The sequence below is a fragment of the Anaerofustis sp. genome, assembly GCF_019420015.1.
In the GTDB taxonomy this organism is placed as follows: Bacteria; Bacillota; Clostridia; order Eubacteriales; family Anaerofustaceae; genus Anaerofustis.
In genome coordinates this window covers 1-7,211 of sequence record NZ_JAHZIA010000016.1, presented here as the reverse complement: position 1 = coordinate 7,211, position 7,211 = coordinate 1, and the positions used below count along the sequence as shown (strand labels likewise).

The following is a 7,211-nucleotide window of genomic DNA, read 5'->3' as shown; positions in this document are numbered from 1 at the left end:
TCCCCCACACTCACTCTTCCTTTACCATACTGTGGTATTCTACTGTTCATTTCTCCGTAAGTACTTCTCGAATTAACAGGCTTTGCATTATTGATAATCGCCTGTGTGGAATTATGTATCCTATTTCTCTCTTCCTCGCTTCTCTTTGTTATAAAAGGAAGTGGTTCGGGTTTCTTTACATAATCTTTGCTTCTTATTCTACCCCCGTAACGAGACAAATTTTCACTTACACCACTTCCATTTACTCGGTTATTGACCCCTTGTCTGTTTCCCACACTTCCATACAACGGTTTTATACTTCCCTCTTTTTCTTCTCTTTTTAATCTCATCTTTTCCTTCAGCTTATCCGCTTTCTCTTTCGCCTCCGCACTCTTTATGTATTCGCTCGGGGTGCTGTAAGGGTTTATCCTGCTTAAGTACTCCTCTCTGTTTGCCCTCAGAAGATTCTCCCTTCCCTCCTGCGATAACTTCATAAGCCCCGATTCCGCAAACTTCGGCGGCTCCCATTTCTTTATACCTTCTCCGGAATAAGGATTAGCCCTGAAATAGTATTTCTCACCTATCTTCCTCACTCCTCCTCTTCCGTAACTGCTTCCTCGTCTTCCCGCACTATCCTTTGCGCTTCCGATTACCCCTGATGCCATCCCCTTAAACCCGGAGGCTGCTCCTCCGCTCACTTTTCCTGCCACTCCTCTTTTTATCCCTCTCCCTGCTTCTCTCTCTTTTTCCCTCAACATATTTATTATTCCGCTAAGTCCTCTCCCCATTTCTTCTTCTCCTTTTCTTTATTTCTATTAACTATACACAATTTCAGCACCTATAATCTCATTTCATCAAAAAAAGACACTACAGTGTCTTTACACATAGGGGCTTTGCTCCTATAACCCTCTTAAGGGGTTTTACCACCCCTCTTTTAAGGGCTGTCTGCCTTTAAGAACCCGCCACCCCCTTTTTCAATGAAAGGGGCGGGGTAGCTTTTCCGTCCGCAAAATGAGGGTATCATTTTGCGAGACATCGAAAAGCGTCAAGGCTCCACGCCCAGTGGCGCCGTTTTTATCGACTTTTTTAGGCGAATAAAAAAGTCGTGGGGTTCATAAGGGGTGAAACCCCTTGAGTAGGTGTAAGGCAAAGCCCCTGAAAAGTTTCATTTAGCCTCCGCCTCTCTCTCCCTGCGGACTCTTTCTTTAATCTCTTCTATCTCCTGTTTTCTCTTGTCTACATACTTCTTCCTCTCAACGACATCATACTTGCAGTGGTTCGAATCTTCAGCAGCAATCAGATTCCAAAAAAATAATTCATAAAAACTATCATCAACGAGTAACTTATAATGACACTCTCCGTTATCATCATATATTACATCATAAAACACTGTAGTTTGTATTTTGGGCTGTATCCTGGTTGCACTTTTACTCGCTTCTGTTAGATATTTCGTAAAACGTTCGTTTAGTTCTTTCTGACTTAAATTTTCGTCTTTCTCTTTATCGGCTTCTACCTTGGCAATCGCTTCTTCATAGCACTTACCATAATCCTTTGAATCAAATACCAGCTCTATTTTCTCTTTCTTCCTGTCTATATCTGTTATACTGAATCCCACTGATCTAAACTCATGTTCAATATCTTTTTCCATATCTCCCGTAGATTCCACGTAAAATGCCGACATTATTTCTCTTGATTTCTGATACTCCTTCGGTATTTTACCCTTTACTATATCTGTTTTATAATCTTCCAGCTGCGTCTTTAATTCCTCATAATATTTATACTCGTCTCTTATTATCAAATAGTCGCATGGATCTTTTTCCATTGCTTCTATAAGTCCCCCGCTTAACGCATTGTATAGATCCATATTGTCTTTTTGATCTTTTCTTTTTTTTATTGTCATAACAACTCTAGATCTTCTTCCTCCATTTATACCGTCCAAAGCCTTATTTATAACATTAAGAGAAATTACATTGCCTTCGTTAATAAATTTTTCATATTCATAAGACAGATTTTTATTGAATATTTGATTTTTCTCTTTTTTATTGGTTATCTGATTCTCCTTTATATATATATCCGTTTTTTCTTTTGCTTTTATATACACCTTCCCATAATCATATGCATATATTTTAAGTTCAACTATTCTGTCTTTATCAAAATCAGACTCTATATTTTCTTCGGCTAAAGGTAAAGTAGGCTTTTCTACAGTTATATGATTATACCCTATTTTAAACCAATCATCACCAAGCATCCTATGCAAAACCTCTCTTGATTCATTAAGTTGAGGATATTCAATAATATTTTTGTAATCATAAAAGAAATTTTTTGTATTTTCTTTTACATCTGACGGAAAAGGATCATCCACCCTATCAAATATAAAATTTAAAGTTACTACAGTAAAAAAAATTATAAATAATGGTAAAAAATAGCCTAATATATTTTTTATAATTTTTTTATTATTTACTTTTTCCATACCTACACATTTCCTTTATTTATTAATTATTGATATTATATCATACATATTGTTTATTATTTTAATCATATTCTTTTTTTTCTACTTTATTCATAATCATATTTGTAAAATATGATTGTGAAAAATCAATTCCCAAATCCGATAATGTATTCTTTATATCAGGCTCTTCAATAACATTTAACAATTGACCGACAGCTTCCGGACTATTATATTTTGCAAGATTTTTACCAATTTTAGGAGCCATTCCTAAAACCAACCCTTTATTTGCTTCAAAAAATGCTATATCTTGAGCTTGCTTTATATTGTTGACACCTCCGTAATTCATCGCATCATTATATTCTTTTCCCCATGAAAAAATATACGATAAAGCCAAGTCTGTACCCGGTATTTTTGCCGTTGAAGTACTAAATAACATATCTATACCCGTATTTGTCAATACCTGAGCGTTATTTATAATGTCTATTTCTTCTTTTGTCCCATATTTTTTTAAGTATTCTATCGCAGCACTCCTTCCTTTTTTAAAAGAAGGATTATATGACTTACCCATTACATTAAAGGTTTGCTTTCCTCCTTCCAGGTATCTGTCCAATGTATCTCTGCAAACCAATTGATACAAATAATTACTGTCCCCTTTTTTTATTTTTTGAAGAACTTCTTTTTCTTCCCTGTTTGCAACTTCTATGGAAAGAGCAGAAGCAATCTTCCAATTTGCATTTCTTGCATCTTCGTTATTCCCCATATACTCGCTGCACATAGCATATGCTTTTTTTCTTTCGTCCTCATTCATCCTGTCCAAAAGTTCTTTCGGGAAAAATCTAAATACCTCATTTTTATACAATGCATCCGCATTGTCAAAGCGCAAATTTTGCGCACCTTTTTTCTCAAGCATATATTCTACTGCCACGGGATCTGCGTAATCTTCGTTAAATCTCTCAAGCAACCTACCTCTTGCATCATTCGGTACAAAATCCTTTATTGCCCCTCCGTCATCACCGTAATAATTTCTCCTTGAAAAATCCTGGTATCTGGGTGCACTGCTTGCATTATCAATTAAATCCCTATATCGTGCATTATATGCCTCTCTTTGTATCATTCTCTCATGATTTTTTATCTGTCTTGCAATCTCTTTTTCTTTTCCCACTTTTTCATAGTAAACTCCCGTGCTGTTTTCGGGGCTTAACCTGCCGGGCATCTTATAATTATTCTCTGACTCTTTATACGTCTTATTCGAATTCATGGGTCTTGCATTTTCTCTGATCTTTTCGGTTATCCCGTGCATTTTATTACGATGTTCTATCCTATCCGCTTTCTCTTGTTCATAAGAAAAACTCCCCGGACCGAATTTACCGTTGTACACATCTATATTTATACTACTGTCATGATCATTGTAATTCCTGCGTGTATTCATTACAGGCGCATACTTTTTATGTCTGTTTTCCGTTTCTTTTATTGTCTGCATCTTTTGAGCACTCTTTATATCCTGGTAACCCTTATTGTCAGTGAATCTTTTTTTGTATACATCCGTACTTGCTTCTTTTGCAGGATATGTATAAGGTCTCGTTCCGACACTCATATCAGAACTCTTTTGATAAAAAGGATTGTCTTTTTGATAATTCACACCTTTTTTATTATTTTCAAAACCACCCTGTACGTAACCTGCGCCGCCTCTTTTTCGCTTATTGAAAGCATCATTCGTATATGGTATATCACCTACTCTGTCAAAAACATCAAAAGCACTCTTTACCATATTTTCCGCACCGTAAAGCCCCTTTTCAAATTTATTTAAAGGCATATTGTTTTGGTGTTTAATAAAAGAACTGCTTTTCCTTAACTCTCCGCCAATACCTCCCATGCTCTTAATTCCCTCATTTACATATCTTCTCTCTGGGGCTTTCGCGGCATAAATCTTGTTTTGAGCATAAGAACTTACGGGCGTACTTACCGACTTCGCCGCAAAACTCCCTCCGCTCTTTTTATACCTGCCTTTCGAAGACTCCTGTCCTTTTCTTTTGTATGTATTTAAAGAAGAAGATACATTTTTTGAAGCGCCCTTCCCAACAGCTCTTCCTCCCGATACATAAGTAACTTTGTTTGCATTGTTCGCTATTTTAAATAATTCTTCGTATTTTGATTTTTTAACCACTTCTTATATCTCCCATACTACATTAATTTTTACATAAAACACTTTCAAGGGGTTTCACCCCTTATGAACCCCACGACTTTTTTACTCGCCTAAAAAAGTCGATAAAAACGGCGCCACTGGGCGTGGAGCCTTTAACGATTTTGACGCCTGTGTAAAACTCTGCCCGAGTTTTACTGGCGGAAAATCTATCCCCACCCATTTCATTGAAAAAGGGGGTGGCGGTAGCAACAATTCCCGAAAAAACGGGTAGTTTTTTCGAGGAAATCTTGTTGCGTTACAAGCCATCACGGCGATTGAGTGAAAGCATTTTTTCCATATTTTTGGGCTTCGGCAAAAATATGGTCGGGTTCTTAAGGGCAGACAGCCCTTAAAAGTGGGGTTTTAGGGGTGGAACCCCTTATAAGGGTAACCCCTTATAAGGAAATCTTCTCGCTTTGAAGCATCTTCATATCCATCTCGGTCTTTATTCTGTCGCCCTTTTCTTTCAATTTGTTTATCTTCTCTTCTCCGCTCTTTCTGGTTTTTACTATGTTCATCAAAACTTCTTTCGGTATCACACTGTCAACAGGTAGGTTGTTCGCATATTCCTCAAAAGTGATATGACCGGCGTTTAGCATGTTTCCAAGGCTGGATTCCCTTGCATATTTATCAAAAGGCGTATTAGGAGATACGTCTATTTTTATGTTTACCTTGAGCTTTTCGATTATGTTCTTCGGTATTACTCTGCTTACGTATACTTCTTTATCCTCTCCGCTTTTCTTTTCCTTATATCTTTCTTCATCCTCAGGTGCATACCCTCCGTTTGCATCCACACTGGGAATATCTCTTCCCCTTTCCTTCATTACCTCGCTTATGGCTTTCTTTACCACTATTCTCTTTCCTTCCTTTGGGGTATATACCTGCCACATCTCGAATACTATCTCTGCCGTATCCTCAAGGAAATCCTTAAACCTTATAAGCTGCTCGGTCAAATTCTGCTCGCTGGATTGCTGAACGGCGAGTATCGCCTGTCCGCTGGCTCTCTCGGGGTTAACGTCCCCCGTAACACTGTCTCCCGCCCCTGCCAAATCTTTTGTGTTGTTTATAAGCTCATCCTGCAAAGATTTGCTGTCAGGGCTCATGGTAGAAGGGTTTAAATATCCCGCTACTTTTCTTACGTCGTCGACCGTCTGATTGTCCGTAAATATAGCACTCCCCACCTTTGTTATACTGTCCGGGTTGCTTATTTTCTTCCCGTCGACAACGAGCTTCGGATAAGCTCCCATCATTACCGACAAAGCCCTTCTTGTAGCTGTCTTGTTTATTTCTATCTGGTTTGGTATAAGGTTTATTACTTCTCCCATTCCTCTGGCGCTTCCTTTTGTTTCTTCCCATACAAAATGTGCTATCGGATACTTAGTAAGCCCCAAGTCTCTCTCCTCTTCTATAACCGCATTCTCGGTGGATTTCTTGAACCATATATGTCCGTCTTTTTTAAAGAACTTGCTTATTACCAATACCATATTGTATAACTCGTCTTTTGCATAATCTCCCGACTGCTCCTTGGTCTTGTTGTCGCTCATTATTTTGTTTATATCATCTTCACTTAATTTGTTAAGCCCTGCTTCTCTGTTTTTTCTCGCTTCTCTTTTTACGCTCGCCACACTTCTTCTCGTTGTAATCAGTATGTACTCCTGCTCATTTAAATCCGAATTGTTCTCATTTTCATAATATATGTTAGTCTTGTTTATTATCTCAGGGCTTACTTCGTTTTCTTTTTCGTCATAATTAAGGTAAAGTATCCCTTCCCCGTTTATACATGCGTCTTTAAGCACAACCCTGGTTTTGGCGTTAATCTTCTTGTTCTCCCAAAGTATGCTTATATACTCATTCAGTTTGTCGCATAAATCCGTCATCTCCACCTGAAACTCAGGATCATCGAAATTGTTCGGAGAAAATACTATCCCGTACCCGTTGCCGTTTATTACACCTGTTTTGTATTTCACAATAGGCTTTATTATATTGTACGTTATCGGGCTTATAACTCCGCTCTCAACTCCTTTCCACTGATTCCCGTTAAAGAATCTGTACACCTTGTCCGTCTCTTCGTAAATATTCTTTTTACTCAAGAAATCTTTGCCTTTTTCGTATAATGTCCACTCACCGGTCTTTTTGTAATTTTCACTCTCAAACATCTTATCTTATCTCCTTTTGTCCTCTGCTTGTTCCATCATAATTTTCAATATTGCTCAGTGCTAAATTTATTTTGTTAAACTTTTCCTCTTCTTCTTTTGTAAACTTTAATTTTCTCTTGCTCGAAACAGTACCGCTTATCCCTTTGTCTTCCTTTATCTCTCTTCCGTTTCTCAGTCCGAGATTATACGAAAAAAGCACCGCTCCCATAGAAGCAATGCCGTATACCATAAAACATATTATAACTAAACTTGAATTCATACCAATTTTGTGAGTCCTCTCACAACCTCCTTTTCATTTCATCAAAAAAAGACACTATGTGTCTTTTTAATTTAACTCTATTTACTTAATACTCCCCAATATTTCAACCTTCCTTATTGAATAGAGAGGTAGGGGTAGCTTTTCCGTCCGCAAAATGAGGGTATCATTTTGCGAGACATCGAAAAG

General features: G+C 37.6%; 5 protein-coding genes. All 5 read right to left on the bottom strand.

Going from position 1 to position 7,211, the window contains the following annotated elements; genetic code table 11:
* Nucleotides 1-767: hypothetical protein (locus QZ357_RS04145; RefSeq protein WP_290772169.1), on the bottom strand; the 767-nt coding region annotated here is incomplete at its 3' end.
* Nucleotides 768-1,144: 377 nt separating this feature from the next.
* A complete protein-coding gene (locus QZ357_RS04140) occupies nt 1,145-2,449 on the bottom strand; it encodes a hypothetical protein (RefSeq protein ID WP_290772167.1) in 1,305 nt (434 codons plus the stop codon).
* Nucleotides 2,450-2,510: 61 nt separating this feature from the next.
* On the bottom strand, nt 2,511-4,592 hold the full coding sequence (locus QZ357_RS04135) for a hypothetical protein (protein WP_290772165.1): 2,082 nt from the start codon (nt 4,590-4,592) through the stop codon (nt 2,511-2,513).
* Between the two features lie 413 nt (nt 4,593-5,005).
* Complete coding sequence (locus QZ357_RS04130; protein WP_290772162.1) at nt 5,006-6,766, bottom strand: hypothetical protein; 1,761 nt, start codon at nt 6,764-6,766, stop codon at nt 5,006-5,008.
* A gap of 1 nt (nt 6,767) precedes the next feature.
* Nucleotides 6,768-7,025: a hypothetical protein gene (locus tag QZ357_RS04125; RefSeq protein WP_290772159.1), complete on the bottom strand. Its 258-nt coding sequence runs from the start codon at nt 7,023-7,025 to the stop codon at nt 6,768-6,770.
* Nucleotides 7,026-7,211: the final 186 nt, after the last annotated feature.